This is a genomic window from Phoenicibacter congonensis, assembly GCF_902386915.1.
In the GTDB taxonomy this organism is placed as follows: Bacteria; Actinomycetota; Coriobacteriia; order Coriobacteriales; family Eggerthellaceae; genus Phoenicibacter; species Phoenicibacter congonensis.
This window is the reverse complement of sequence record NZ_LR698997.1, coordinates 945,626-971,883: the sequence shown is the minus strand read 5'-3', so window position 1 is coordinate 971,883 and position 26,258 is coordinate 945,626. Positions and strand designations below refer to the sequence as shown.

Below are 26,258 nucleotides of genomic sequence, written 5' to 3'. Positions count from 1 at the left end.
TATAGCCAAAAGACACACTATCCAACAAAGGAACTTTAAAAATCGTTTCTTTAATATTTAATTATTTGGATAGAAGCACCTTGCCAAGCTAGGCTAAAAAATGTAAGGGACTAGAAAGACTTAAGAAGTGAACTTCTGGGCATTTCTGTGGGAAAATAATGATATCGAACTTATGCTCGTCACTAACGTCAAAGGAGCTCATTATGACACAACTCCTTTCCAGAAGAACTTTTTTAATGCTCACAAGTGCTTCGATTGCTTCTTTAGCGTTTGGATGCAAAGCTTCCGAAAAATCTGATTCAGAATGGATGTGGGCGCAAGACGACGAACTGGATGTGCTATCCATGCAAGTTGCTGGCGGAGCAATTGTCGCTATTCACGGAAACGGATGGAAGCCACAAGATGGATGGATTCAAGTGCAACTATCTGGCGGCTCAGTGCCTGGCAAAGAAATAGAAAAAATCTGGCAAGAAGGAAGCACTCTCGTTGTGAAATTAAAAAAGCCAAGCAGCATCGCAGAAACAATGGACATTCGACTTACAGAGTTTAGAGTGAGTGGCGGAGATGTTTCAAGCATTGATTCTGTAGAAATTATCGATAAAAACGAGAGAACAAAAGCTGAACTCGGAGTAGACACAGAACCTGACAATCAGCAAAATTCTGATCTGTAAAAGCTCTGAAAAAGAGCAAATAAAAACAGCTCTCTTTTTCACTAAACCTCAGAATTAATGCAAGTAGGTTATATTAAATGTGTCATGACAAACTAATTAAGACACAATAAAAAGCGCCAAATGTCAAACAACAACAGCGATTTCACTCCCCTGCTTTCAACCATTAATTGGGCTTAAAGGTTTGAAACTGCTTCAAATTAGCGAAGGCATTCGACCAGAACTAAACTACATATCAAGTGTTAGACGTGACAGTTTTAAAGATTTTGAAGAAGCCTATCTAAAATATGATGACATGCTTGAGAAGTTTGGAAACATGATTTCACACAAGCGCATGCTTCAAGCTAAAAATGATCTTAAGAATTGGCTTTCCAGCCAGCTGATTGACAACCCAAAAATGGGAGATTTGCCAGCCGAAAAGCCATACATTTTAAAAACGCCTCGTATTGTTCGCTGGGCATTTATCAGTTGGGACAAAACAGGACAACACATGTAATCACAATAACGGCAAACTTCAGTTTGATTGTTGTCTTTTTTCTACAAGCCTCAAAGCAAACGAAAGACAAATGATTCAAAGCATTTTAATAACTTAATGTTTCAAAAACACGACGCAAGTCAAGCCTTCTGTATACTCAAGTTAGCATTGACAAATTGCAACATAAGTCTTCTATAAATTCCAGTTTGCACATGCACCTTGCAACTCAAGCATATGACGATATTTTCCGTTAGGTTTTTCGCGAAGCTCTGCTGGGCTTCCAATCTCAACAACGCGTCCTTTATCCAATACAACAATCTTGTCAGCATTGTCAACCGTGCGCAAACGATGCGCTATAACAAGAACCGTTTTGTCTTTTAAAAGAACTGATAATGCGCCCTGAACCTGTGTTTCATTCTCGACGTCAAGTGATGCAGTTGCTTCATCTAAAAGAACTATTGGTGCGTTTTTCAAAAGTGCGCGAGCGATTGAGATTCGCTGTCGTTCACCTCCAGAAAGTCTGCTTCCATTTTCGCCAATTATCGTGTTGTAACCTTCAGGCAAACGTTTGACAAACTCATCGCAGTTAGCAGCTTTTGCAGCTTCAAACACTTCAGAATCAGTTGCATCCTTTTTGCCCAAACGAATGTTCTCCAAAACAGTGTTGTCAAACAGAACAACGTCTTGAAAAACCTCAGAAAATGCTTGAAGAAGAGTTTCTGGATCAACAGAAGAAACATTGATGCCACCGACCGAAACAGATCCAGAAGTGACATCCCAGAAGCGCGAAGCAAGTTTGGCTGCGGTGCTTTTACCAGAACCAGATGCCCCAACTAAAGCTGTGACTTGCCCTTCTTTTGCAATAAACGAAACATTATTCAAAACGCTTTCATTGTCATTGTAGGAAAAACTAACGTTTTCAAATACTAGGTCATGACCACTTGGATTAAATTCAGTCGCGCCTTTCTGAGCGGGAGCGTTTTCAATCGCGCGCATACGATCTAGACTGTGTGTTAAGTCTATGAGAAGTGCAATTGCTACTAGTATCACATTAATTGGATCATAAACTCTTGTTACCGCAAGAAGAAAGACGAAAAAAGTGAGAAAGTCTGTTTGTCCTGCAACCAAAAGAAGCGTGCCTGTGACAATAACTGAGGCAATTCCTAAACGCATAAAACCTTGCGCAGAACTAACAGTAATACCGAGCGCCAACTCAGCGCCAATTTTCTCCTTCTCAAATTTATCAATGCAGTTATTCAAATTGTTTTCAAATGCTGAAATTTTGTTTAGCGACCTGATTTCGCGATGGCACTCAATGAACTCCTGAATGCCCTCGTTAATTGCTAAACTTGCAGCGTTCTTTCTCACTGAACGTTTTTTCTGAATTCGAGATGTCATGAGAAGAGCAATTAAAGCAACAGGGATTGGCCAAAGTGCAGCGACGCCAAGACGCCAATCATATGAAAGCATCATTATTGCAAACACAATTGTTGATGCTCCCATGCCAAACATCTGAGGCATAATGTGCGAAAAAACCCGTTCATGATCTGAACAATCCTTCATAATCACACTCGTTAAATCAGCCAAATCGCGATTCCCGAAAAATGAAAGCGGTAGTTTTCGCAAGCGCTCTGCAATGCTGATGCGTTTGCGCGCACTCTCTTGATAGACAACGGTGTAGGTCGCATTATATTGCCACATTTGCGTGACGAAAATCACAATCAAAGCTACAATAATGCCAATTGCATAGGGAAACAGCTTTGGCAAACTTATTTCTGTGTTACTTAAATGAGCAACAAAGTCTTGCGTAATTAAATAAAGTACTACTATTGGCAACATCAGCATGATGTTCGCGAGTGCACAAAAGCCTGCTCCTCTAAAGAAATCCTTTACACCTTGGTCTGTTAATGCAAATGTGTTTTGAATCTTTTTCAACATGACTATTCCCTCCCCTCAATCTTCCATGAAGCGCTTTTTTGATAGTCGTTCCACATGCGAGCATAGAGACCACCCATATTTATTAATTCATGATGAGAACCTTTTTCTGCGATTTGACCCCCATCAATCACGAAAGTGGTTTCAACCTTTTCAACTGAAGAAAGTCGATGTGCAATCATGAGAACCGTCTTGTTTTTGCACAAAGTACTCAAAGCCTTTTGGATCAGTGCTTCATTCTCGGGATCAGCAAAAGCAGTTGCTTCATCAAGCACAACAATTGGAGAATCCTTCAAAATTGCACGTGCAAGAGCGATTCGCTGACACTCACCACCTGACAAATAAACTCCCTTTGTGCCGACGACCGTGTTAATGCCATCTGGCAATTTTGCGACTATATCTTCACATTGCGCTGCGCGCAGCGCCTCTATAACTTCCTCATCAGAAGCATCAGGTCTTCCAGCTCGGACGTTTTCAGCTATGCTTTGCTTGAAGAGATGATCATTTTGAAAAACGAAAGCAACGGTGTTCATGAGATCAGCACTAGAAATGTGGCGAACATCCACCCCTCCAACAAGAACATTTCCACTGCCAACGTCCCAAAAACGAGGAATCAGTGATGCAATTGTTGTTTTTCCTCCACCAGAAGGACCAACAAGCGCAGCTGTAGTGCCAGCAGGAACACCAAATGACACATTATTTAGTGCAGGTTGATTGGCTCCAGGATATGAAAAAACAACGTTTTTAAATTCGATGCTTGAATCTTTAGGATAAAGTGCCTCTGATGCATCAACTTCAGCAAACTGCTCAACTTCCATAATCGAATTCATTCTGCTGAGAGCATCTTCAGCAATCATAATTGCTTCTGCTGAATACATAACTTTAGACATCATTGTTGTAGTGATTCCAGAAAATAATACATAGAACAAAAAGTTCACGAAAAAAGTTGCGAAATCAGTTGTTACATTAGCTAGAACAATTCCTGCTGGCACTAAAACAGCAAACGTTGAGTTAATTGCAACAAGCTGAATAACTTGCGGTTTTTTGCAAAATTCAGTGTAGCGTGTTGCCATGTCTCGATAATCAATAATCGCTTCGTGAAATGCTCTAAACGAATGAATAGTCTGCTGAAAAACTTTCACAACAGGGATTCCTCGCACATATTCAGTAGCTGCATTGCTCATGCGAAGAAGAGCTGCTTGATAAAGCTCCATAAAATGACGGCCACCCGAATCATTCTCACGACCCATCATCCACCACATTGCTGCAAACGAAACAAAAAGAGGAATTAGACATAGAAGCCCCATTACCCAATCAAACAAAAAAGCAACGTTAATAAAAATGAATGGAGTTGCAAGTGAGCCAACAAAATCAGGCAGTTTGTGTGCAATCATATCTTCTGTTTCACCAGCACATCCATCAATCGTACGACGCATTTCACCTGATGAGTGAGAACAAAAATAGCCCATTGGGATTTTTGAAACGTGGTGAACCATTTTCTTTCGCATGTTGGTTGCTATTCGAAACGCGGCAAGGTGCGTGCTCATTAGTGCAAAGAAGTAGACCAAAATGCCAAGTAGCGAAAAGACTACAGCCAATACTGCCCAGTCAGTGGCCGATTGAGCTTGCTCCCAATTGGGATACACAGAAATCAAGTCTCGCACAACAAACCAAATGCAAACAAAAGGCATCATGGTGAGAACTGCATTAAATGCAGACAGAACACATCCAATGTATGCAAACGCTTTGCGCTTTCCTGCATATCCTAAAAGTTCAACAATTGCATTCTTTTTCTTTGTCGAATTAATCTTTGCAACCTTTTTGTTCGTTTTTTGAGTTTCCCGCGCATCCTCACTAATAGAGTGAGTTTCGTTAGAAATTATTTCTTTCATTTTTCTTCCTTGAACAAATTAATTGAACTGTCTTATATCTACACACCAAGCTTTGCGAAATGTTTCGAAAAGACTTTAGTGCCAATAAAACCTCCAAGCAATGCGCAGGCTATGGTGACAACACCTGTGACGATTCCCATTGGTCCCAAAATGGAATTAACGAGAGTCATGCCATATTCATGCGTGGTTCCAGATGCAACACACATGTCGGCATAGGCATTCCCCATGATTAGAATGAGCGAGATGTGCCCAAACCAAAAACAAAAAGTAAATGCTGCAAATGCAAGTATGAGCCTGGTTTTTGTGCGATTTTCAGGAGCGCCTGCGATGAGGTCAGCAACAACACCTCCGACGACGATTCCCGCAGGACCTGACCAGAACATGCCCATCAATAGACCTGCTGCGCCAACAATTATTCCCATGATTGAAAGCGCACCACGTTTGGGAACACGATAGGCAAGATACATAAATACTGTTCCTGCAAACAACGCGCCAACTGAATGAGTAAACCAGCTAGTGCTAGCATTCAAGCTTAAAACTACGGAAAATATCATAAAAACTAAAAACAAAAGAACGCCAAACACGGCTATAAAAACAAAATCTTTTGGATTAAGACGGCTTCTGTCTTGCGAGGCCTCACTAATAGTCATTTTTTTCATTACAATCCTTTCTTTAGTTAAATTGGCTAATTTAAAAATCCAAAGTTGCGCTTAAGTTTTGGAAGAGTGTCTTCATTAAGCGGAAAAGAATCAGCGATGCGACCATCCTCAAGCAGTGCAATTAGGTCGCATGTTGAGCATAGGAATTCATAGTCGTGAGAAACTATGCAAACACCAACACCCTGTTTTTTCAGGCGCTCAATGCAAGTCATAATTCGTTGCATGTTCCGATAATCAAGACCACTAGTTGGCTCATCAAGAATCATTGCATCAGCCTGACTCAACAAACCTGCAGCGATTGACAAACGCTGTCTTTCACCGCCTGATAAAGACAACGGATGTTTTTCGGAAAACCTATCTAAATCCAAGGCTCTCTTGATTTCTTCTATAGCAGAGTCGTTGTTTTTCGGTTTTTGCTTGTGGTTTGCACTGCAGGCATCGGCCAGTTCACCATCGACTGAATTACTAAAAAGTTGATAGCCCGGTTCTTGCATTACCAAAAAGACGCGACCAGCACGCTTTGATACGCGAACAGGAACATTGTTTAATTTAACATTTCCTTCTTTTTCTTTATGAAGCCCAGCCAGACAACGCATGAGAGTGGTTTTTCCTGCACCGTTGCGCCCAATGATTCCCACTACACGTCCGTTAGACAAAAAGAAATCGAGGTTATTCAAAACGCGTGGTTGCTTGCGATATCCAGCTACTAAACCTTTTGCCTGAACGATTGGTGTGTCTTCTTTTGGATAATACTCGCCTTGCTCTCTATTTGAAAATGTTTCATCAAGCTTGGGCTTGACTGAGCTGTTTTCTAACGAGCTCTCGCCTTGTTTACATTCATTTTGACGATTCTGAGCATGACAACCATAGTTAAAAATGCTTTTGGATTTTACGTTTTTGTCCAGAGAGTTATTGTCTAGATTGCTTTTTTTTGATTCTCTCTCGCCTGGGTCTATAACATCAAACTTACATTCAAACAATCCTTCTCTACATTCAGAAAAATCGTTTCCTGGTGAAGCATCCTGTAAACTTCGAGTTTTGAAAGATTCAATTTCTTCAAGAGTGGCCGCACGCAAACCCCATTCAACGCGATTATTTATTGGAAGTGACAAAAAATCTTCTGCAGAGTAATCAACTTTAACTTCCCCATTTTCCAAAACAACATAGCGATCAGCTATGCCTTCGAGCCACCACAGGCGATGTTCTGAAATTAAAATTGTTTTGCCCATGCTTTTTAGCTGAGAAACAGTTTTTGCAAGCTTCCTCATCGAACTAACATCTAATGAAGCTGTTGGCTCATCAAGCACAAATATTTCTGGACAGACCGCATAAACCGAGGCAAGGATAACAGATTGTTTCTCTCCGCCTGAAAGGGACTCGGTCCCCTTTTCAAGCAAATTAGAAATGTTGAGTGCAGATGCCGACTTAGTCACTCTTTCAAGAATTATTTCTTGTTTAAGACCAATATTTTCACAGCCAAATGCGATTTCCGATGTGACATCCAGATTTACAAGTTGGCTTCGAGGATTTTGAAACACAGAACCAACATGAGAAGACAACTCGTCAATTGACCATTGCAAAATTGGTTTTCCTAAAATGCAAGTCGATCCTTCCGTGATGCCTTCATACATCAAAGGAATCAAACCATTTACCATTCGTGTAAGCGTCGTCTTACCGCAGCCAGATTGTCCTGTTATGACAATGCATTGACCTTGCGGAACCTTTAAGGAAACATTTTTGATCGATGCACAACCAGCATTCTTATAGCAAAATGAACACTCACTAAGCTCAATTGCAATGGGTTTGGTGCTCTCTTTTTTATGAACAAGACTCATTACAACAACCCTACCTTCATAAAAAATGAAATAACGAGAAGAGACGCCATGAAGAGTAAACAAGCAACGTCGAAAGCTCGAAGTTTTAACTGATAGTAGGAAGTCCTTTTGACACCTGAACCTAATCCACGAGCAACGACAGCGTTTCCGAGTTCATCGGCAATTGTGCCAAGCCGAGCAATCACGGGAACAAGAAAATGCTCTGCAGTTTTTGCAGGATGGCAAACGACTGACTTTAGGCTAAAAGCCAAACCACGAGTTTTCATAGCATCGTTTACTGCAGAAAACTCTCGACCTAAAGTGGGTAAAAAACGAAACGCGACACAAATCGCAACAGCATAATTTGGAGGAACTTTGAGTGATTGAAGCGCACATGCCAGTTCGCCCAAACGAGTTGTAGAAAGCATGTTAAAGGCAAACATGAAAGCAGGCAACACATGACGATACATTAAAAACGAAGCAGCAAAGGACGAAAGTAGCGTGTTGTTAGTCATTAAAAGGAGTTGTGTCAGAACCGCAAAGATTAAATAGAAAACTAACCAATAAATAGTTGCGCGAAATATACCACTACAAATCATTATCGCAACTGTTAAACCTAGCACGCTAATTTCAGTAAAAATGCTTTGTGAAATGACCATGAGAATGTTGATGCCTATCAAGATAGCAAGAGAAACACGTGTGTCAAGACGTCGTTGTAATGTACTTTCGCAAGGAACAGATTGTGTGCTTGCAATAACTCTTGGTTGTTGTTGTGTACCTGCAAAAACATTCATTTAGTGTTAATCTTTCTCTAATTTTTGTTAGCATTGGCTAACTGCATTAAACTAGAATAAATGTAATAACAAAAAAAGAAGTGCAGATTCAAGAAATGACTAATCCTACCGAAAAGATTGCAAATACCTCCAAAAAAGAGAAACGCACGTGTAACAAAAAACACAACTCCCCTCTTTATGAAATGTTTGTAACCCAGCTAACAAAGATGCGTGCAATTCGCTCAGATTTTGCGCTAGAACAAGGAATTGGCCGTAAAGAATATGTCAGAGACGTTGGCGAAACATGGTTTCTTAATCCGAAATATGGCAAAGGATTTTATTGGTTTTATCTTTTAGATGACGATACGATAGTTGTTTCTATGGATATGGAGTTTTTTCAAGACATGGAAGAACAAATTGACACCGTGGCCTATCTTACATTTGGTCTTTTTGAGAAAGAAATGCCACAATTCTGTTCAGCGGAATGCGCTAAATCAAACTGCAAACTCATGGGATTTGATTGGAGCGGAGGTCTTTATCACACATCGCTCGGTGCGAATAAAAGGCTTTCATCATCATCCATCACAATTACACCTGACGCAACTACACGCTGGGGCAAACTTTTGGGTTGTGACAAAGAAATCATAAAAAAGAAGATTGAAAATCTAACTAAATCCGATGGGGTGCCCGGGCTTCCCACGGCACTTCGAGGATTAAACATTACCCACCCAATCGCCTCGGTTGCAGAAGTCTACTATAGAGCAAAGGTTTTGGAATGCCTAGCGCTTTTAATGAGCAGCGAAAGACAGGAGAACAACACAAGAGATACAACTCAGACTAACGACCATCATTGTGTTAATTGTCTATGCGACTACATTAAAAATAACATTGCAGAAAATCTCACCACCAAAAACTTAAGCGAAATCGCACACGTGAGCGAGGGAAAACTCATTAAGGCATTTCGCAATGTGAAAGGCACAACTCCACAAGATTTTGTGAGAGCAGAAAGGCTTGTACATGCAAAAACTCTCTTACTAGAAAGAAGACACCAAATTAGTGAAGTCGCAAAAAAATCGGGGTATAAAAACCAAGGCGCATTTTCCGATGCCTTTAAAAGAACCTATGGCACGACGCCAAGTGTTTATCGCAAGAAGGGTGGAATGTAAAATTAGTACTGCTTAATCCTTGCAGAAAAAAGAAAGGATAGGTTCATTTCTTTAGACTTTCTTTATTTGTTTAAATAAAGTAATTGCTGCTCGTCTCATGTTTATCCTTTCGATTGAAGGTGTCAGTGAATGACGTATTTCAACTTGTTTATGTTATTTCTTGGTAATGTTGCATTTTTTAGCAGCAACGATCGATGCGAGAAGTGTTGCAAGTGCCAGCATAGAGAATAACGTTAAGAAAATAGCGCTTCCATCGCCAGTTGATGGAATGACCAAATCAACGTTTCCATTGTTGCTTGAATTTGAATTAGTTTTAACGTTGTCGTTGCCTGCACTACATTCACCATCAGCGTAAGCAATTGTGAGTTTGTGAGGTCCAACAATGAAGCTCGAGAGGAACCCATTCCCGGGGACGACTGGAATGGCGGTCCCTACATAAGCTCGTTCGAGCCCGGCAAACGACTGTCATCGGCGTCGATCACCATAGCCCCTGAAGTAATACGCCGCTATGTGGATGCCTTCCACTGTGATGACAAGAAACTACGCCGTGTAATCGGACAGCTCACCACGTCGGACGGCGTGCCTGGCTTGCCCTCGGCGCTTCGAGGACTAGACATCACCTACCCCGCCCATCGGTCGCCGATTCGTATTATCATGCCAAGGTGATTGAATGCTTCGCGCTGCTAGCAAGCAGCATTTTGCACGCGTTTTGAAGCTGAAATCACTTGGAAATAAATTCGAAAACGAAAGGCCGAGCCTGGACTGTTTCCAGACTCGGCCATTATCATCAAGCAACCTTATTACTGTATTACCCTACAGCAAACGGAGCGCAACAAGCGTGATACGCTAGTTCATCTTCTTGCGATACAGCGCAAATACCGCAACACCAGCAGCCGCAACGGCAATTACAGCAATTGCACCACCGACAAGAGCGAGGTTGTCGCCCGTCTTCACGGTAGCCATCTTCGCTTCGCTTGACGCCTTGTCGCCGTTGTTGTTAACGGTGTTGACGTTTACGTTCTCATTGGCGGAGGAGCTATCGCCGTTGTTGCCGTTGTCGCCAGCACCAGGCTCAACGGTAGCGGGGGCCGCCTTCCAGCCGGCATACAGAGTAAACTCAGGCTGCGTGCCGTCTACATCAGCATCGAAGTCATAGGCATTGGTGCAGTCCTTGTCAGTGAACCATCCGGAGAAGGTATAGCCTTCCTTGGTAGGATCTGTTGGCTTTACCACTTTGTCACCGACGGTAACAAGCTGAGAGTCAACTGCTGTACCCTCGTTGGAATCGAAAGTAACGGTAACCGCCTGCTTGACACCGTACGTACCGTCAACGTTGGCAACAGGCGCATAGCCGGCAGCGCAGTGATCTGCAGGGACCTCATTGGCGAAAGAGCCGCCGCTAATGGAAATGTTCGCGGGTTGTGTGCTTACCGAGATGGGCTTTCTAAAGGTGCCGCCCGTGATGGTGAGCTGACGGTTCTGGCCTTCGCCAATAGTGCCGCTCACGTCAACACAACCGTCGATGACGCTATTGCCTTCAACCGTAACGCTCACGGAAGGATACGAGGCGTAGCGACACACATCAAACGCAAACGGACCGCCAACTTTCGTATTCTGACCAGCAATGATGGTCGAATCCTTGATGACCGTATCGCCATTGTTGTTCGACAACGTGTAGCACGTTTCCTTGCCGCCCTTTACGGTCATGCCGTCAAGCGTCAGGTTGCTGTAGTTCTGAATCATGATTGCCGGCGCGCCCGACCACTGAGTCGTGTCATCGCCCGCAACGCTTGCGTCACCATAGATGGAGCCGTTGCGCATCACAATCGTGTTGCCCTTGAGCAGCTGGAAGCCGTTCGACGCGGTTCCCGAGCTACCAACAAGCTTGCCACCCACCGTGTAGGAATGACCCGCGAAGTCGATGGTCAAGCCGTTGGGGAAGGTGTCGCCCTTGACAACAATGCCGTCGCCGTTGCAATCAGACAACAACGTGATGGTGTCGCCATCTTTGGCCGCCGCGACAGCGTCGGCGAGAGTGGCGTATGCCTTCGTGCCGATCTGCGCCACGCCGACAACCACGCCGTACGTGCCGTCAGCGTTAGCAGTAGGAGCATAGCCTGCAGCGCAGTAGTTCTCGGGAACGGCGGCTGTAAAGGTGCCACCGGAAACCGCGATGGAGGAGTTCACCTGAGCGGCAGCAGGAGTAACCTTCCACGAAGTGACATTTAGCTTGCCACCTTCGATCTTCAAGGTCGAGGGATTGGAACTCGTGACGTCCATGTAAATCGTGCCGGTGAATTGGGCGTCGCCGCCAATGACGGTCTCGCCAACGGTTCCCGCTTCGGTATAAGAATCCGTCCAGAGATAACCGCCCGTCAGGTTGCCGCCCAGAATCTGAGCCTTGTTCCAGTTCTGAACAACAGCCTGATTGCTGGTCAGCGTGCCGCCGTTGATGGTGAGCTCACCATTGCCGTCGTTCTTGACCGCAATGAAGTTCTGCTGCTCGAACGTGCCGCCGTTGATGGTGAGCGACGATACATTATCCACACCGCCATTGCGGATCAGAGAAGAGCCCTTGATGCCGGAGTTGTTCACGACATTCGCCTGGTCGATGACCATCGTGCCATTGTTGTCAATGACGTAATAGCTGGTCTCGCCCTCGATGCCCTGGTCATCGCGCTTGATGGTGCCGGTCTTGCCGGCACTCGTGTCAGTGATGGTCACGTTGCCCTTGTTCAGGATGGCCGCTTTCGCGCTGCCCGTGCCACCATTGAGAGTGTGGCCGTTCAGGTCGAGCGTGATTTGCTTCGTCGAAGCAATGGTAATATTTTCTGTGGCGTCAGTCAGCAGCTGGATGGTCTTGCCCTTTGCAGCCAGACGGATCGCATCGGCCAGCGTCTCATACTTCTTGCTGCCGACTTGGGCAACATAGTGGACTTCCTTGACGCCATAGGTGCCATCCGCTTTCTTGGTAGGAATAAAGCCATCGGCGCAGTAGCCTTCGGAAATGCTCTTATTAAACGTACCGCCAGAAACCTCGAAGTTGTCAGAAGTGCCCTTGCCGATGCCGCGGAAAATGTTCTCCCTAGACAGCTTGTTGACGAAGTGGCCGCCGGTAACCCGCGTGATAGCGGTATGGCCATCCACAACACCAGTCGCGACAACCTGCGGGTGGTTCCACCGTCCTGTGGTGGTCAGACTCTGGATAAACTCGCCGCCAGTGATCGTCGTGTTGCCGTAGGCGAAAACAACGCCCGTATAACCATTCGTTGCATAGCTCAGCTCAAACCTGCCGCCGCTAATGTTAAGAGTTGAGTCTTCCTCGCTCTTCACAACGTTCAGACCACCCGAATACGAACCGCTTTCAATGGTCAGCGTGCCCCAGTTGTCGATCATGGAGGAGTCGGTGTTGCCCGCCGTAGCGGTCACATCTTCAAACGTTGCCGTGCCATTGTTCTGAATGGTGTAGAAGCTCGTGCCGCCCACGATGCTGCCGTTCTTCAAGGTAGCCGTGGCACCCTTCGCGATGGTCAGCGTCGCCTTGCCGGTGTTCGTGTTCGTCAGCTTTTTGTTGCCAAGGTCAAGCGTGATGTTCTTACCAGCAGCAATGGTTGCATCTTCGGTCGCATCCGTCAGCAGCGTGACCGTCTCGCCGTCCTGGGCTGCATTGATGGCCTCCTGCAGGCTGGAATAGCTCTTACCATTCACTTCCGCAACTGATGCCGTAGTGCCTTCCCCGCCAGTTTCGGCTGCAAGGGCTGCTACTTCATTAGCTGCTTTGCCGGTCGTCGCATTGACCGCTTCACCCGTCGATTCAGACTGCGTGGCAAGCGTATCGCCTGAGCTTGCACCCCTATCGGCGCCTTCCGACTCAGAAGGCTGAATCAATTCAGTCGGGGATGACAAAACCCCCGGTGCTGCATCGTCATCAGCCGCGAATGCTACGGTTGGAAACATCATAGGACACATCGCAACACCCATCAGGACCGAAATGAATTTGTTTTTAGTACTTATCTTCATTTCTTCCGCATCTTTCTTTCTGTTTTCTTTGTTTCCAATAATTGCTTTGTACGTTCATTCCCGTCGTTATAGCTATTGTCGAGAAATGGTTTACTAAACAAAAAATATTTACAAGCAGCCGCACCGCGTTGAAGAAACACCAATATCGAAATACATCGACAGCAGAAGCCAAGCCATATCGCTCATTTCACAAATGGCACACAGCTTCTTCGCTCAACGCAACCCGATTCACTTACCCGATTCACATCCTAAAAGAAAAAAGGGTACCCTCACTGTTTTGACGGTACCCTACTGTTAACATGGTCCAAATCAAGGCGTAATACGCTACTGGCGATATAGATAGCTTCACTGTACTTCAAAACATCAGACTCTCCCTTTTTCAATTCAGCCACACTATCACCACCGGTTCACCAACACTCAAACGAAATAAATCGACTCCATAATAGCAGATAAATCGATGGTTTAGGTTTAAATCTTTAAATCAAATACAATTCGTCTTCGCCGTGCAACGCAACAAGCGAACGAGTGACAAGCGCGTCCATTTCGATACCAAGAAGCGACATGAGATTACCTTACAAGTCAACAATCACCCGCACGACCTTTTAAACAAGTTACCATGGTTAATTTGAAGAAATCGACAAAGCCCGACAACCTTCTTTCCTTGTTTAAGTGCCAGCAGACCGCCACCCGCAAGGGGAGGTTCGTCCAACAATCCAACCCTCCCCTTGCGCACCTCAAATTCACTCCTAGCTTCGACGGCGACGAATTACAACCAAAAAAGCAATCAGAGCACCACAACCAAGGGCCAGCAAAACAGCAATCAGGAACTGACTCTTCTTGTCATCAGGCAGTGAACTTCGTTCTTGTGCATTTTTAGTTTCGTCCTTTTCGCTCGAATCAAACAAAGACAAATCGCCATTCTCACTCAACTCACCCAAGCCTTCCTGCCCAGATGATTTGCCTAATGTGCTGCAAGATTTTTCATTCTTCAACAAATCGGAACTTACATTCTGGCCACCGTTTGAAGCCCCCGGGCCACCAGACTCGCCAGAAAAGTTGGAGTCGCTTGGATTTGTGGAGTCATCAGGATTATCTGGTTTTCCAGGATTATTCGGTCCATCAGGGTTATCAGGGTCAACAGGGTCCACAGGGTCCTTGGCCTTCACTGTGAGAGTTCCTGGCTCAACCGTTACCGCAAAATTCGAATTGGATGTGCTAGCGCCAATCTCATATTCTCCCGCAGGTGATGTAGCGTCTGCCAAACACGAATAACTCACAGCAACACCCGTCGTCGAAGCGGGGCTAATCAGGTTCGACGTAAACGCCGGGTTTTCCTCCCCTTCGAAACGTTCGGCATCGTCAACAATAACGAGCAATGGAGCAGGAGAAACGTCAACAGTCAGCTCGACATCTTTTGCCGCTGCGTAATTCCTGTTCGCTGCCGCATGCGCCACCACACGCACCTTACCTGCAGAAACGATGCTTGCATAGCTACCCTGAATCGAAATGGGGCTCGGTGAGCCATCCTCATTTGGAATAACCTCATAGCTGACAGGCGTCTTGGCCGTGTTCTCAAACACAATGCCCGCATTGCCATAAACAGCCTCATAGTCGGTCTTTCCTTCGATCACCTGCTCAGCAGGAGAAATGGTGTAGGTAGCCGTCTGAGAACCCACCATATTCGGGTTCACTAGGTTTGCTTCTGCTACATAGCTTCCAGCATCAGTTGGAGCTTTGCTGGTCGGGCCATATTCAGTGCCATTCGCACCGCGATAGGTTATCTCGTAATCTCCAGGCGCAACATCCTGAGCGTTAACGGTTGCCCCATGAGAACTGCCGTCGTAGGTTGCATCTTCGGCGGTAAGCTCAAGGTGCACAGGCTTCTTCGCAATGGTGTACTTGATGGTTGCAGCACCTCTGTATCCACCGCTGTTCAACGTCGTCACAACGCGGTAGCTGCCCGCATCAGTAGGCGGCTGGCTGCTTGAGTAATGGGTTTCCCCTATTCCTATATACGTATAGACAATGGCATCATAAAGATTCTCGGGAACGCCCGAAAGCGATGGGCCTTGCGGTTGGCCGTTATAGATGAATAGACTGCCCAAAAATGCCAGATCGAGTATCTTCGGCATTACCACCAGCGTAAAGTGAGCCGTTGCAGATTGCCCCGAATGGTCGACACAATCAATATCAAAGGCAAAAACTCCCGTGGAATCTGGCGTTCCTGAAAGGCTCAACCCATTTTCATTCGCTGTAAAAGTGACTCCTGCAGGAAGTGTGGAACCTTGAGCAAGCGAATAGGTGTAGGGGCTCGTCCCACCCGTTGCAGGGTTGATAGAAGCATCGTATTCAACATGCGCAGTTGCTTTGGACAGTGAGGTAGTGTTGAACACAAGCGCTTCAGGCTCAACACGTGAAACAGTTGCGTGATTTGAATCGGTTGTTGTTTCGGTGCCAAGATATGACTGAGTAACCCGACAGTAATACTCCCCCGCATCGCTAGCTTGCACTTCAAGCGTTGCTAGATGCGCACCTTCAACGGGTGTGCTCTGCCCGTCTTCGCCAACGCGGTACCACTGATAGGTAAGTCCGTGGCTAGCTGCCGCACCGCTCGATATCGCCTCGTGATCACACACACTTTGTGCCGCATCGGCCGCAATCGACAAGGTCGCACTTTCCCCTTCGCGCACGGAGATGTCTTGTGGCTGCGCATCAATCACAGGTGCTCCAGCTTCTGCGAAAGCAAACGTCAACGCCTGCGAAGAAGTGACGTTTCTCAATTCAAACTGATGGGCACCACCTTCGTAGTCAGAAATATCAAAGTTTCCCTGCGAAGCACCCGCGCCAGCACCTTCACTCATCGTGACGAGTGTGGTGCTCACGTGGTCAAGATAGCAGTTTTCATTGGGCGATGCAGTAAAGGTAAGACTCCCGCCAGGCATAACGCTTGCTGATTCGGGGTTAACCGTGCCGTTTTCGGCAGTGGCTGAAACCGCGTATTTCTGAACTTCCTTAAAGCGAGGAACCACCTTCATGTCGGCTTCGGGATAGAACGTCCAGTGAACATCGGTGCTCAAAGGCTGTGCGTTTTCGGCATCCCTGTCGGCATAGTCATACCATCCGACGAATTCGTATCCATCATAGGGAACAGCGGAAAGTGTGACGGTGTTGCCAGAATCAACCGAGCGAACCAGGGCATAACCTCCTTCGCTATAGGCATCCGAACCTTCAACATAACCGCCCTCGCGCGGATCAACGGCAACAACCTCAACTTGTTCCTTTACGTAGTAAGCCGTGAATGTCCTGTTGGCATAGGCAGGTCGCGCCATAACAGGACTAAATCCCACTGGAACACCGGCTTCATCTGCCCAATACTTGAACTTCCAGCCAGGGTAAGGAATAGTGACCAGCACCGATGCCGACTTATAGGAGGTGCCTGTTCCAGGAACCACCATGCTGAATCCCGCGCCTGCAGGATATGTGGCAACCTGAGCATCGAAGCCAGTCTCATAGAAAACGGCGGTAAGACGCATGTTCTCACGCGCAACGCCAACATGTATGGCGCTGTAGCTCACAATGGCTCCCGCATCGTTCACCCAATGCGAAAAGTGCATGCCAGGGTACGGAACAGCCATGGCCACAAAAGGGTCTCCTTTGTCAACTTCAACCGAAGTAGCTGCCCCAAACGTGCCAACCATAAAGGCAAGGCCCCTGAACATTGAGCTTTGCGTTACGGCAATTTCAACCGGATCTTCTGGAACGAACTGAGCATAGTATGACACGTCGGCACCAGCTTCGAATTCAAAGATGGCGTCGTTGCTTTCAATTACGTCGCCTGCTTCATCGAGGCTCCACCCCATAAAACGGTAGCCATCGCCAGCAACGGCTTGCAGCGTAACTCTATCACCCGAAGAATATGTGCCCGTGCCAATCACCCGGCAACCACGCGATCCCACCTTGCCAGAAACAACAGCCTTAGCAGAAACTGACACCTCATAAGGGTCGGCAAAGCGCGCCTCAAGCCTGAGTTCGCCGTTGGTAATATCGCGAATCAGATCCTCATCGATGGTAAACCAGCAATGCGCGTCCTTACTGAAAAGCGTAGCGGGCGCATTACCACTGAAACCATTGCCACCAGCGCCATAGCTACCAGTGCCCGAATCGATGCCAACACCATTGCTGCCAGCACCCGAATCGCCGCCAGCTGCAGCTTCGTCGTCTTCGGGCTCCACCAAATACCAACCCACGAAGCGCTTGCCGATTGTGGGCTGAGCGTTCAGCTCAACTGTATCGCCGAATTTGTAGGTACCCGCACCCTGCAGCGCGCCTGAAGCATCAGGGTTTGCGTGCAAACTCACCAAATAGGAATCGGGCGTAAAAAAGGCAACGTAAGCAGCACTTTCCGAAACATCAACAGTACATTCAGGCAGTTCGCTCACCGTATTGCCCTGCGAATCCTTCCAGCAATCGAACGTATAACCAGGCTTGGCAACTGCCGAAAGCGTAGTACGGTCGCCATTATTGAAGGTACCAAAACCGCTCGTGTAGCCCGCATCTGCAGGGGACGCAATGGCGCTCACCACGTACGGGGCTGAGCCAAATACAGCAGTCAGAGCAGCGTCGTCGCGAACCGTAAAGGTATAAACAGTATCCGTGCTTACACATAAGCCTTCGGAATACCATCCAACAAAGGAAGCGCCTTCACTCGGAGTTGCTGTAACCGTTGCTTGTTGACCTGCAGCATAGGTGCCTGCACCTTCAACCGTACCAAAACCCTCTGCCGCGTTAACAGCAACCGTAAACTGCTTCGCCTCGAAAACTGCACGAATTTTTGTGTACGCCCAGGGAACGAACCGATATTCCACATCGGTGCTTACCGTTGCGCCTGTTTCGTCTACCCATCGCTTGAACACATAGCCTTCGTTGGCGTGGGCAACAAGACGAGCAGATCGTCCCGCACCAATAGCCCCAGCTCCTTCAACCCTTCCAGCGGCCGCGTCTTCAACCAAGGTGCCCGTTTCATCGGCAACAACAGCACTCGCTTCAACGGTAAAATCCTGCTGCTTGAAGCGTGCAACATGAACATGGCTGCGTCCTTCCTTGCAGGTGAACTCGGCGTCTCCTGACACCAATTCATCACCCACATACCAGCCCTCAAACACATAGCCAGGCGCAGCGGTTGCCTTTAGTCGCACATCAGAACCACGATCGGCAAAGAGTCGGCTTGCCGTAACCGTGCCGCCCTCTGCCGGGCTTGCCACAGGCAAACACACCACATCAAGAGGCTTAAAGGCGGCAACAATCGTACACTTTCCTGAAATGGGTGATTCCTCAGCAGAAAGCGTGCATTCACTTTCCGTGCTCACGAGCAGTCCGTTTCTGTACCAGCCCCAGAAAAGGAAACCAGGATTTGGCTCGGCGGCAAGATGAAGCGTCTCATCCAAAGCATACTTATCAGTATCAGGCTTCACTTCGTCGCCGTTACAGATCACCTTGCCGCCCCAGTATGCATCAGCTGTGATAATAACGTCGGGGCCCTTTTTGAACACAGCCGTGTACGTTTCATCTTTCGTCACACTCACGCGCAGCTCAGAGTCGGGATAGCGCTTCCCAGAAGTATCTTCCCAATAGGCAAACCAGTACTTGTCGTTGGGCGTTGCCTTTATTGTGACGTGGCGGCCGTAGGGCAGTTCGACCGACCCCATGCCGGGATAGCCCACGATTTCAACTTCACCGTGAGGGTTGATGCCAGGGAGCAGGCCATCAATTTTAACACCGACCTCATATTTCTTTGCTACGTACACCGCACGAACAAAGGTGTCGCCGTCGGGAACAAACTCAAGATGCGCTTCATCGGTGCCCATTAGCACGTCCGATTCGCCGCGATACCAACCCTTGAAGGTGTAGGCATCGCGCATGCTTTCATCCAAGCTTGCGGAAAGCACCACAGGTTTGCCCACAACGCATTTCCCCTCGCCAACAATAGTGCACTTGCCCGCCAAGGCGCTCGCGGGTTCAACCTTCACGCTAACCGTACAGGTGCGATTGAACTTGGCCACCAAATGTCTATCCGTTTCGGCAACGAAGGAATATGTAGGAGTTTTTGAAATCTCGAGCGCACCTTCAAACCACCCAACGAATTCATACCCTTCCCCAGGGGTGGCGACAACGGTAGCCTGCTCACCGTGCCGTACAATCTGCCTGTCGGGCGCAGTACTGCAGCCTGTAACGTCATCGGCTGCCGTGCCCTCAACATCGACAGAGGTTGTGATGGTCACGTCCTTCTCGAACTCGGCTGTCAGCTTCACCACATCGGGCGTAGCATCGGTGATTGCCATCTGCATATGCGGCAGCGTGGAGCGCTCGATGCCATCTTCTTTCCAACAAACAAAGTGATATCCAGGGTTGGCAATAGCATCAAACTCAGCAATAGTGCCTTCAAAATGAACACCGCCACCTTTCACAATGCCGCCAGCCTCTGGCTGCGCAGTAGCTATGATTTCGGCGGTGTGGTCGCCCTTGGGCTTATCAGGGTCGCGGTCATGCTTGTGCTTCTCGAAAATCTCCTCTATCTCCTTGAGGGCCTTACCCCCTACCTCTACGAGGTCTTCGATAGTTTCCGCTTCGCCGACTTCGATGATGGCAGGAATCGCGATTGGGTCGACGAACTCGCCAAAGCCGCCAGCCGTTGAGGCAACGATTGCCACACCAAGTGCCGCAATGAGGGCGGCTTGCAAAGCGATAAACGCCTCATCGCCATCAGACGTTTCACGGAAATGCGCTGTGAGCTGGGTGTCCCCTTCAAGCGTGAAGGTGTAGGAGCCGTTTTCTGAAACATTCACTCGGTTACCCGCTGCATCGGTAACGTAGTCGAGCACATAATAGGGTGCGGGAATCGCGACGACGGTGACGCTCGACCCGATGCCGTAGAGGCCCGTGGTGATGAAAGAACCCTGTGGGCTTCCATCCTCGGTGGTTCCGTCAACGTCAAGCACAACGCTTGCCTGCTGCGCACAGTACCAAGGGGTTATCTCAACCTGTGCCTGATTGTTGTCACAAACCGCATAATCACAAGATAGGTTATCGCTGATTAGGCTCTCATTGCCGCTTTCCCCTTCATACCATCCTCGGAACTGCGCGTTTTCAGCGGTTGCAGAAAGTGTAACTACCTCCCCTGCATTTCGATAGCAATTGCCGGTGGTAGGCGTTACATGAGCGTAGTCTTCCGAAGAATCGGTCGATTTCGCTGAGTTTATGTGCACGGCCACATCCTTCAAGGCGAAGCGCGCCTCGACGCTCATATTTGTCTCCGGCTTGAAAAGGCACACGCGCCGCTCGCTCAAGCACGCGCCTGTTTCCTTGTCATACCAGCCCACGAACTCGATGTCGTCATCGAGCATGCCGAGTCGTTCGGCGTCGAGCGCGACGAATTGACCAGCGAAGAGGAACCTCGAGCCCGAAACGTTCGGAACCTCAACGCCCTCCATAAGCGCTCTCCCGCCTAAGTCGATTGTCTGCGAGTAATCGACATGCACCGCAACTACCGGATCGATAGGTTTGCCGGGGTCGGGGTCAGGCTGCTCCTTTTCCCTGAGGATGGCAACGGGATCGCCCTTTCCCTCCACGGTATACGAAACGGTCGAAGAGTTCTCGCTCCCAGCAATCCAGTAAGCGCCATCCGAATAGACCCAATGATCGATTGACCATTTCGAGGAATCGTAGTTGCACGTGATCGTCACCATCTTGTCGGGATATGTGACGAACGTCTCTCCGTAATTGCAGTTGTCGGCAACGATAGAGAACGTCACGTTTTCGACTTCGCTCCCATTCGCGAGATTGAGCCGCGCCTTCGGGGAAACCACGATCTCGTCGGCGAACACGGCAGTGAGCACGATGGAGCGCTTAACGGAAAACTCGTACGTTTTCTTCTCGGAAAGAACGTTGCCCTTCTCATCAGCCCAATAAGCGAAGAGCCTGCCGTCGAGCGTTGTTTCGGCGCTCACCGTGCACGTGTCGCCCAAAGCAAACTGGCCGCCGCCCGTCGTCGTTTCGCCCAGCTGGGCGGTCGGACTCTCCACATACACGGAAAACGCCGTGCTCCCCTCTTCTTTCAAAAGACCTGATGAATAGGCACTAAGAAGATGGTCGCCGTCGTTGTAGGTTACGCGCACAGGAGTGCCGTTGTCGGAAGCCCGGAAGGTCGACCCGTTATCGGGGCTGAAAGAGAAGAATTGGCTGAACGCATAATTGCTCGCGAGGTCGGCGTAGTCGAAAGTGTGCTGCGTACCATCATAGTTGAAGTTCACTTGCATGCCGCTAAGGGAAACAGCGTCCCCTTTTTGGTACACAAGCCTGTTTGGATCACTTACGACGCTGATAGACAGATAGTTCGAAGCATCGTAGGGCAAGTCGTAATTGCATGCTTCCCAATCACGTTTGACTTCGCTATTTTGATACAAATCAAGCGAACGTGCGGGAACGAGAACTTTTATAAAACCATTAGGAAACGTCTGAGAATCGACAAGCACCGCATGGTCGCATTGGAAGTACACGAAATCGAGCTTTGTTTTGTAGAACGCTCTCTGTGGGATCTGGGTTATTAACGACCCTTTCGGCAGAACAAGACCACCGCTCATATCGGTATTTTCAAAGCAGCTTTTACCTATGCTTGAAACGGTCGTGTTCGTTTCAAGACCCGTAAGGCGCAGGCTTTTGCAGTCCTTGAACGCATAATTTCCGATAGCGGAGATTCGTTCATTCGTCCCTAGGCCCGTATCGGTCAAATGATCGCACCCAACAAAAGCGTATTCATTAATGGTGGTTACCGACGTATTGGCGCCTAACCCTGTGTCGGTGAGGTCATAGCAATAAGCAAAGGCCTCAGACCCTATCGACTGAATAGTCGTGTTTTTGTCCAGACCCGTTTCAACAAGGTCATAGCACTGCTTAAAAACGTCATCGGGAAGTGAGGTGAGACCCTTTATTTTGTCTAAGCTGGTGGTGGTAAGACCGGTGTACGAAAAACAACCGTACCCCATTGCCTGAATAGTAACGGGTTCGTTAAGGGTAAGGCCGGTTAGGCTAACACAGGTACCGAACGCCAGTTCTCCAAGACACCTGATGCTCATTCCCGAAAGGTCAACCGAAGCAAGATTACGGCAGTCATAGAAGGCGGTATCGTCAATCGAGTCAAGCGTTTTGCCCTCGAATCGCACCGATTTCAGGCTATGACAACTGGCAAATTGGTGATAACGAATAGTAGTAACTTTAGAATCTACAATGAGATTAGCAACATTATATGGCTCGATAGCTTCAGCTTCTTCCGTTGACCGCTTGAGCACACCCGACTCGTCGCATTCGTAGATGTTGCCGTCTGCCATAAGCTTGCCGTATTGACGCACGTAATCATTCGAAGGCGAATTGTCTGGCGATTTGTTAGCTTGGTCGCTGGACGCTGCAGCTGAATCGCTTGCAGAAGAATCACCTGCATCAAGGCTTTCGCAACTCGCAGGCTCAAGAGCTGTTCCCGACTCACCTTCTGTGCCATCGCTCCCTTCGCTCGAAGCACTACCTTCTGCCGTTTTGCCTGATGTGGAAAAGATAGCGATGCATTTGGGGTTGTTTTCCCCTGCAGCATTATCAAAACTAGAAGTGGAAGGGAGCGTGTCCGCATCGGAAGTCTCATTAACAGCGTCACCTGCCTCATCAGCAAACGACGATGAGGGAACAATTGGAGCAAATGAAACTACAAGCGCAAAACTTAAGAGAATTCGTAAAGCAACATCAAAAATGCGAGTTCTTTTCTTCATGGGGACAACCTCCAAGCGCAGGAAAATGCTGCTTTAAATAGCACAAAAACAGCAAGGTTAAGTATACAGGAACAACCTTTATTCTTTATTGAAGGAACGCATGATTCACTCGAGCCAGTAAAACGGAATTCCAAGCCTTCATCATGACAAAATAATCGGCTCATTGCATCATCAGTTTGAAAACGTCATAGACAAAGCAAAGATGCTTCACAATCGCCTCGTTGTCGTCAATCTTTTCCGCTTGAGTAAAGCATTAAACACCAGAGGACATGTTGATGCTCTTGGTAAAACTCACAGTGCGGCTTGATGAACAGTCTATAGATGGAACCTTATGTCCTCATGGATAAAAATCTCAATGCGCAACTTTTAACTTTCAGTAGTAGCTATTAAGTGGATTGCTGAGCACGCCACCAAAACCTAAAAACTCTCTAGCCATGCAGAGTTTGCGATGATGCAGTGGTTAGTGAACAATTCGGTGTACATTACAATGTCTGGAGAAAATGCAAATGCCGCCATGGTACAGGTGTTAGTGAAGATGGTTAAGGAGTGCAAGCGACGTCACAATGCCGCAAAAGAAAAAAAGATTTGACAGTGTTGAGTACCGTTAATTCAGAGGCTCGAGCAGTTATTTGATAATAACTATACTCTTGTTCCAAATGCCGTTAAAACCGCTGCGATAGAATAATTGTTTAATCGCATTTGCATTGTATTTCGAGCGATTGGAGCGCAGATGCCAGACAGTTACAAAAAGTTCATCAAGGGCAACCCCGACGAGACAGAGACCAGGAGCTTCCTGGTAAACGGCAATCAGGTATCCGTGACCCTGCGCATCCCCGATACGCTGCGCGACGCCGCGAAGGAGGAGGCGGCCCTGCGGGGCATGAGCTTCTCTGCCTTCGTGCGCACGTGCATGATCGAAGAGCTCGCGAAGAAGGGGCACTAGTCTGTGGTCGAACCGATGCATGAAATTTCGCTTGAAGGCTTCATAGAGTCTTTTGACCGTCGATACCCAACTTCCATTCTCAAGACATTGCTGTGCGACCGCACAACGGGACACAACATCATATGGGCCGATAACGAATACGAGGCCCTGGGCGAAGGCTATATGGGTGACGAAGAAATTACCGTTGAGAAGATCACGGGCATGAACTCTGGCGTAATCAAGCCACGCATTGCCAAGGAGCAGGAGAAGCGGTCCCAACGCACGAAAAGCCGCGCGGAAGTATTCACCCCGTCGTGGCTCTGCAACCAGATGAACAACGACATCGATGAGGCCTGGTTCGGGCGGAGAGACGCCTTTAACACCGAGATCGTCTCGGAAGACGGCCGCAATGCCTGGTCGGCCACGACGGAAGCGGTAGAATTCCCCAAAAGAAAAGGTCATGGTTGGCATGCCTACGTGGAGGCGCCGCGGCTCGAGATCACGTGCGGCGAAGCGCCGTTCGTGTGCTCGCGCTATGACACCGTGACTGGCGATGAGCTGCCCGTGCGCGAGCGCGTGGGCTTCCTAGACCGCAAGTTGCGCGTTGTCACCGAGAAAACCAAGACTCGCAAGGAATGGGTGCGCCGCGCGCTCGACGCCCTGCGCGCGACATACGGCTTCGAGTTCCAGGGCGACAACCTGCTCATCGCGCGCATCAACGTGCTCGAGACGTTCGCCGAGCATCTTCGCGACCGCTGGGAGTCGGCCCCTGAGCAGGACGAGCTAGAGCAGGCGGCGAGGATCGTCTCCTGGAACTTCTGGCAGATGAACGGCTTCACCGACGCCGTGCCCACCAACAAGATGGGCGCAGAGGTGGAGTCGACCCTGGGGACGTTCGAGGAACCTGAGCCCGAGCCGATGCAGCCGTCGCTGTTCGACCTGTTCGACGATATGTTCAGCGGCGAGGCAACCGAAGAGACTAAGGAAGAGGAACCGAAGGAAACAGTTCCCCTCTGCGTGATATACGACTGGCAGAACGGCGAGCCCTTCGAGTTCGCCACATTGAAAGGTAAGGCAGCAGCTATGGGAATGAAGTTCTATGCAGTAATCGGTAATCCTCCCTACCAGCTTTCGGTGACGGAGTCAGATTCCGGTAACAAGACCTATGCACCGCCTATCTACCATGAGTTCATGGACTCGGCGTTCAAGGTTTCCAATAAAGTTGAGCTTATTACTCCCGCTAGATTCCTATTTGATGCTGGCTCAACCCCTAAGTCATGGAATAGAAAGATGCTCAATGACCCCCATGTCAAGGTGATGAGTTACGAGGCGGATGCTTCCAAGGTCTTTCCTAATACTGATATTAAGGGGGGGGTTGCTATTACTTATCGCGATACTGAAAGTAGCTATGGGGCAATTGGGATATTTACGGCGTTTCCCGAACTAACATCTTTGAACAAGAAAGCCGGCTGCAAGGCAGAGGCGAATAGTCTTGCAAGTATTATTTACACCCAGATTCGATTTGACCTATCGGCGCTTTATGCAGACCATCCTGACATGAAAAACATAATAGGAAGCGGCGGAAAAGATCGACGGTTCAGGAATAATATTTTCGACAAAGTGTCATTGTTCCAAAATCACCAATCTAGCGACTCAATCAAAGTACTAGGAATTCAGAAGAACAAGAGAACCTATAAGTATATTGATTCTCGTTACGTTGATTTTGATCATCAATGCCTTTCGCGTTGGAAAGTGTTGGTACCGCGCGCAAATGGATCGGGTGCTTTGGGCGAGGTCTTGTCGACGCCTCTAATAGGCTCGCCTCTAATAGGCTATACTCAGTCGTTCATTGCAATTGGGTCTTTCGATACTGAATTAGAAGCCGAAGCCTGCTTGAAGTATATTAAAAGCAAGTTTGCGCGAACATTGTTGGGGATTCTAAAAATAACCCAGGATAACGATAGGGGGGTTTGGAAATACGTCCCTCTTCAGGACTTTACTTCTGACTCCGACATCGATTGGTCTCAGTCTGTGGCCGACATCGACCGTCAGCTCTATGCGAAGTACGGTCTCGACGACGAGGAGATTCAGTTCATCGAATCCCATGTGAAGGAGATGAACTAGC

General features: G+C 47.9%; 12 protein-coding genes. 5 read left to right on the top strand and 7 right to left on the bottom strand.

What is annotated here, in order from left to right; all coding sequences use genetic code 11:
* Window positions 1-203 precede the first annotated feature (203 nt).
* Window positions 204-671 carry a hypothetical protein gene (locus FXZ76_RS04165; RefSeq protein ID WP_079535905.1) on the top strand — a complete coding sequence of 156 codons (468 nt, stop codon included), beginning with the start codon at window positions 204-206 and terminating at the stop codon, window positions 669-671.
* A gap of 181 nt (window positions 672-852) precedes the next feature.
* The gene (locus FXZ76_RS04160) at window positions 853-1,164 is read left to right on the top strand and encodes a hypothetical protein (RefSeq protein ID WP_079535904.1); all 312 of its coding nucleotides are present in this window, start codon (window positions 853-855) and stop codon (window positions 1,162-1,164) included.
* 171 nt (window positions 1,165-1,335) lie between these two features.
* On the opposite strand, the gene FXZ76_RS04155 is transcribed toward FXZ76_RS04160, so the two are convergent.
* From FXZ76_RS04155 to FXZ76_RS04135, 5 genes are read right to left on the bottom strand one after another with little or no spacing between them, the layout of a single operon-like run.
* On the bottom strand, window positions 1,336-3,081 hold the full coding sequence (locus FXZ76_RS04155) for an ABC transporter ATP-binding protein (RefSeq protein WP_079535903.1): 1,746 nt from the start codon (window positions 3,079-3,081) through the stop codon (window positions 1,336-1,338).
* Window positions 3,082-3,083: 2 nt separating this feature from the next.
* Window positions 3,084-4,970 (bottom strand): ABC transporter ATP-binding protein, encoded by a 1,887-nt coding sequence (locus FXZ76_RS04150; protein WP_147571536.1) that lies wholly within the window; start codon window positions 4,968-4,970, stop codon window positions 3,084-3,086.
* Between the two features lie 38 nt (window positions 4,971-5,008).
* Window positions 5,009-5,629: an MptD family putative ECF transporter S component gene (locus tag FXZ76_RS04145; protein ID WP_231961745.1), complete on the bottom strand. Its 621-nt coding sequence runs from the start codon at window positions 5,627-5,629 to the stop codon at window positions 5,009-5,011.
* A 26-nt stretch (window positions 5,630-5,655) separates the two neighbouring features.
* Window positions 5,656-7,464: an ABC transporter ATP-binding protein gene (locus tag FXZ76_RS04140; protein ID WP_079535902.1), complete on the bottom strand. Its 1,809-nt coding sequence runs from the start codon at window positions 7,462-7,464 to the stop codon at window positions 5,656-5,658.
* Complete coding sequence (locus tag FXZ76_RS04135) at window positions 7,464-8,237, bottom strand: energy-coupling factor transporter transmembrane component T family protein (RefSeq protein WP_079535901.1); 774 nt, start codon at window positions 8,235-8,237, stop codon at window positions 7,464-7,466. The genes FXZ76_RS04140 and FXZ76_RS04135 overlap by 1 nt, the downstream gene beginning before the upstream one ends.
* Before the next feature lie 95 nt (window positions 8,238-8,332).
* On the opposite strand from FXZ76_RS04135, the gene FXZ76_RS04130 reads away from it, so the two are divergent.
* Window positions 8,333-9,382 (top strand): helix-turn-helix domain-containing protein, encoded by a 1,050-nt coding sequence (locus tag FXZ76_RS04130; RefSeq protein ID WP_079535900.1) that lies wholly within the window; start codon window positions 8,333-8,335, stop codon window positions 9,380-9,382.
* 846 nt (window positions 9,383-10,228) lie between these two features.
* On the opposite strand, the gene FXZ76_RS04120 is transcribed toward FXZ76_RS04130, so the two are convergent.
* Window positions 10,229-13,402, bottom strand: a complete 3,174-nt coding sequence (locus tag FXZ76_RS04120; protein ID WP_079535899.1) for an InlB B-repeat-containing protein — start codon at window positions 13,400-13,402, stop codon at window positions 10,229-10,231.
* A 746-nt stretch (window positions 13,403-14,148) separates the two neighbouring features.
* Window positions 14,149-23,211 (bottom strand): InlB B-repeat-containing protein, encoded by a 9,063-nt coding sequence (locus FXZ76_RS04115; RefSeq protein WP_079535898.1) that lies wholly within the window; start codon window positions 23,209-23,211, stop codon window positions 14,149-14,151.
* A gap of 730 nt (window positions 23,212-23,941) precedes the next feature.
* On the opposite strand from FXZ76_RS04115, the gene FXZ76_RS04110 reads away from it, so the two are divergent.
* A complete protein-coding gene (locus FXZ76_RS04110; RefSeq protein ID WP_172618932.1) occupies window positions 23,942-24,154 on the top strand; it encodes a YlcI/YnfO family protein in 213 nt (70 codons plus the stop codon).
* A 3-nt stretch (window positions 24,155-24,157) separates the two neighbouring features.
* Window positions 24,158-26,257 carry an Eco57I restriction-modification methylase domain-containing protein gene (locus FXZ76_RS04105; RefSeq protein ID WP_197682102.1) on the top strand — a complete coding sequence of 700 codons (2,100 nt, stop codon included), beginning with the start codon at window positions 24,158-24,160 and terminating at the stop codon, window positions 26,255-26,257.
* Window position 26,258 lies beyond the last annotated feature (1 nt).

Excerpts from the sequence above, each read along its gene's own strand:
- FXZ76_RS04150 (WP_147571536.1), bottom strand. The coding sequence starts at position 4,970 with ATGAAAGAAATAATTTCTAACGAAACTCACTCTATTAGTGAGGATGCG.
- FXZ76_RS04130 (WP_079535900.1), top strand. The coding sequence starts at position 8,333 with ATGACTAATCCTACCGAAAAGATTGCAAATACCTCCAAAAAAGAGAAA.
- FXZ76_RS04140 (WP_079535902.1), bottom strand. The coding sequence starts at position 7,464 with ATGAGTCTTGTTCATAAAAAAGAGAGCACCAAACCCATTGCAATTGAG.
- FXZ76_RS04165 (WP_079535905.1), top strand. The coding sequence starts at position 204 with ATGACACAACTCCTTTCCAGAAGAACTTTTTTAATGCTCACAAGTGCT.
- FXZ76_RS04135 (WP_079535901.1), bottom strand. The coding sequence starts at position 8,237 with ATGAATGTTTTTGCAGGTACACAACAACAACCAAGAGTTATTGCAAGC.
- FXZ76_RS04110 (WP_172618932.1), top strand. The coding sequence starts at position 23,942 with ATGCCAGACAGTTACAAAAAGTTCATCAAGGGCAACCCCGACGAGACA.
- FXZ76_RS04155 (WP_079535903.1), bottom strand. The coding sequence starts at position 3,081 with ATGTTGAAAAAGATTCAAAACACATTTGCATTAACAGACCAAGGTGTA.
- FXZ76_RS04120 (WP_079535899.1), bottom strand. The coding sequence starts at position 13,402 with ATGAAGATAAGTACTAAAAACAAATTCATTTCGGTCCTGATGGGTGTT.
- FXZ76_RS04115 (WP_079535898.1), bottom strand. The coding sequence starts at position 23,211 with ATGAAGAAAAGAACTCGCATTTTTGATGTTGCTTTACGAATTCTCTTA.
- FXZ76_RS04145 (WP_231961745.1), bottom strand. The coding sequence starts at position 5,629 with ATGAAAAAAATGACTATTAGTGAGGCCTCGCAAGACAGAAGCCGTCTT.